Source organism: Petralouisia sp. (assembly GCF_056822245.1).
Window position 1 is genome coordinate 1 of record NZ_JBQIOP010000102.1, and the last position, 3,483, is coordinate 3,483.

Annotated in this window: 3 protein-coding genes; all 3 read right to left on the minus strand. The window is 47.9% G+C overall.

Annotation, left to right across the window (positions count from 1 at the left end; genetic code table 11):
* Positions 1 to 117: 117 nt before the first annotated feature.
* From ACTO17_RS19640 to ACTO17_RS19650, 3 genes are read right to left on the minus strand one after another with little or no spacing between them, the layout of a single operon-like run.
* The gene (locus tag ACTO17_RS19640) at positions 118 to 1,152 is read right to left on the minus strand and encodes a tyrosine-type recombinase/integrase (RefSeq protein ID WP_482559116.1); all 1,035 of its coding nucleotides are present in this window, start codon (positions 1,150 to 1,152) and stop codon (positions 118 to 120) included.
* Complete coding sequence (locus ACTO17_RS19645; RefSeq protein WP_482559117.1) at positions 1,142 to 2,092, minus strand: tyrosine-type recombinase/integrase; 951 nt, start codon at positions 2,090 to 2,092, stop codon at positions 1,142 to 1,144. The genes ACTO17_RS19640 and ACTO17_RS19645 overlap by 11 nt, the downstream gene beginning before the upstream one ends.
* Positions 2,089 to 3,315, minus strand: a complete 1,227-nt coding sequence (locus tag ACTO17_RS19650; protein WP_482559118.1) for a site-specific integrase — start codon at positions 3,313 to 3,315, stop codon at positions 2,089 to 2,091. Before ACTO17_RS19650 ends, ACTO17_RS19645 begins: the two co-directional genes overlap by 4 nt.
* Positions 3,316 to 3,483 lie beyond the last annotated feature (168 nt).

Sequence of the window (3,483 nt, forward strand, 5' to 3'; positions counted from 1 at the left end):
ATAATGATTATTCCGATTCTTGGTTTATCCCGATTTTAACACAGGCAGACTGGGAAATGCAATAAATAACTGCTTTCCCAGCCTGTCTTTTCTTAAAAAATCGGAATAATCCGTAGCCTAATAACCGCGGCAGAGTCTGCTTATGATGTCTGGGTTATTTTCCCATATCGCTTTTTCACTGTCTGAATAAAGAATGGTATTGTTCTGTGTCGCCTTCTGCATCGCATCTCTTTTCATTTCCACATCCGCCCGTGCATAAACAAGAGTGGTTTCGGGATCTTCATGCCCGAGAAATTCAGACAGCATAGTCAGATGCATGCCACCCTGATAAAGATGCATGGATCTTGATTTGCGAAACATATGCGGCGATACATGCTCTGGTATATCTGCGTTTTCTTTTCTGGCAGCTTCTGCATATTTTTTAATGAAACGTGCCACATTGTCATCTGACATTGGCGTTTTAGTGTGGTTATGAATTGTATAAAACATAGGTGCATTTCCATTGTTTTCAGGGTGCATCCTGTCCCTGTACCGTATAAACATGGCGGTTGTTTCCGCTGATACGGGAACAAGCCTTGGCTTCGCCCCTTTTCCCATCAAATATACCGTACGGGAACGTTCATTGTAATCGCAGAGGCGCATGCCAAGCATTTCACAGTCCCTTGCCGCCGTATCATACATTAAAGACATGAAAAACTGGTCCCTCAGCCCATTTCTGGTTTCAGGGTCCGGCATTTCAATCAGTGATTTCACAGCATCTTCTGACATATATTTAATGATGCGGCTGTCACGGTCCTTTTGGGCTGGGATTGTCTTTAGGGCTGCGGCATAGGCATAAAGGGAAGGCTCCTGGCTTGCTGCATACTTAAAGAAAGAACGTATGCAGCTCAGCCGGTGGTTCCTCGTTGTTGGGCGCCAGCCCCTCTTTTCTGTCATATAGTCCAAAAAACCCGTTACGGAGGCAGCTGTCATGTCATCCATGCTAAGGTCCGCCATTTTTATTCCTTTTTCGGCAGAGAAATAGCGGAGGAGGAGATTCCATGTGTCCCTGCATGCTGTTATTGTATGGGGGCTGTTGTTCCTCTGCTTTGGCAGATAGACCGAAAAATATGACCGGAGGTATGTCCAGAAAACATCTGCATTATTTTTCATATTCCACCTCCGGTATGATTCCGCCAACCCCCATATATGGCATCTTTGCGAGCCGCTGTGGGAGCATATGGACATAATAGTATGTGTCCTGGAACCGCTCATGCCCCATGTACGTGCTGAGATACGGAATGCATGCGTCCAGATCCTTCCCCTGCTCAATCCAGCCCATCAATACCCGTGATGCATAAGCATGGCGGAGGTCATAAGGTGTGCATGGGTGGCCTGGCACTGCATTTCCTGCGTCTTCCCAGCATTGATGGAACATTGACGTGACGCTCCTTGCACCGTATGCCCCTCCTCTTACGGATGGGAAGAAATAGAGCCTTCCCGGCCTGAAGCGCTCTGCAATGCAGTCGTATTTCCGGCACATCTCCATAATTTCAGGGCGGACTGCTAGAAGGCGGTCTTTATTTTTCTTGCTTTCTGATATGTATACCGTATGCCTGGAAAAATTAAAATCCGTACGCTTCAGCTTCCTGACTTCCTGCGGGCGCATCCCACAGGCAAACTGAAGCCTGAACATAACTGGGATCATGTACTCCAGCAGCCTGTTGTTCTTGCTGCTTTCCAGACGGTCTGTTGCAGCAAAAAAACGCTGCAGTTCTTCATCCGTGATAGGATATGGTGCGTCCGGCCTGGGCTGCTTCGTAAATTCCGCCGGGATGACATAGGCATCCAGCCCCATGGAAACGAGATATTTCCCCAGCTCCCTGACGGCTTTCAGGCAGTTGGGGGTGCGGCGGGCGCCATTTATGCCTGCGCTGAAATCATCCGCAATAGCTTTTGTCAACAGGACAGCTTCAGGATATGCTTCCGTGCAGAAACGGTCGAACTGGCAGAGGCCTGGCTCATAACTCCCCCTTCTATGGCCGAGCGCCTCTTTGAACTGGAGCATTTTTTCAATGTTGGCAGCGAAGCCGCTTTGGAAAACATATTTCATGACAGCCCCTCCTTTACCGTTTTATACCCGCTTATGTCCAGGCAGCATTCCATAAGCTTTCCTGTATCCAGTGAAAGGTATCTCTTTGCTGACAGGGGGCTGCGGTGGCCAAGGGCCTGTGAGACAGTCGTTATGGGGACTCCCGCCTCAAGCATTTTTGTCCCCATCCCCCGGCGGAAAGCATGGAAGCCTTTGCCGTCGTATGCCCTGCGTTCAATCCCTGCAGCTTTCTGGTATTTATGTATGATACGGGTTCGGTTGCCGCTTGCCCCTATCGGCTGGTAGGGGGCCCTTGTGGACAGGAAAATGTTCTGGCTGGCTGATCTTGGGCGTCCATTCAGTATATAATCCGCTATGGCATTCCCCACCCCAACTGGAAGCGGCAGGATATTTTCCATCCCAGTCTTTTTTTGTACAAATGAAACCTCTTTCTTTGCCCAGTCGATGGAAGAAAGCTCCAATGCAAAGATATCAGAAATCCTCATCCCTGTATGTATGGCAGTAAGTATGATCGCATAATCACGCTTTCCCATAGCGGTATCCGTGTTTATGGCTTCAAGTATTGCGGCCGTTTCCGAATCATCCATGCATGGAAGCACCTTCTTACGGCGGCAGACAGGATGGGGAAGCTGCGGTATCCTGTCAAAAGGAAGGCTTCCCTGTTTTTGCAGATATAGAAAAAACCGGTTTAAGGGCCATGTCACATTGGAAATATTCCCCATATGGCCTGGCGCGGACGACATAATATAACCGTTTAAATGGGAATGGCGGATTTCCTGGATAGAACGGCAGCCATCATTTTCTAAAAAAGCAAGGAAACTGTGGACGCCATGTACCAGATTGCCTACCGAACCCTTTGCAAGCCCGGAGTTTTCCATCTCCTGTCGGAACAGGTCCAGTTCTGTCTGGAATTTGCTGCAGAGTGTGGAACCCCCATAGCGGTAACGCTGCGGATGGAACTTCCCTGTTTCACAGAAATCTACCAGCAGCCGCCATGTGCGCCTTAAAAGAAGCGCATCTTCTTTTGGGTGTAAGAGGACAGCGGCAGCAACAAAATGATCCATATCAGCCGCCGATGGAATACAGGCGTCCCCAGACATGCAGTATTCCCTTGCCCATTTAAGCTGTCTGCGGTACAATGCGATAGCCGTTGCTGAGTAGGAGCGCCTCTCCATACAGTCCAATAAGCATTGAATTTTCTGTTGCAAAAGATCTTCTGTCATAAATAAAACCTCCTTGAAATTTGATAATATAATTCTAATTCCAAGGAGTATTTTTCTAAATGATTATTCCGATTCTTTTGGAAAAATTTCAGGCTGGGAATGCGGAATATATTGCTTTTCCCAGTCTGCCTATGTTAAAATCGGAATAATCAGAAAATCGGAATAATC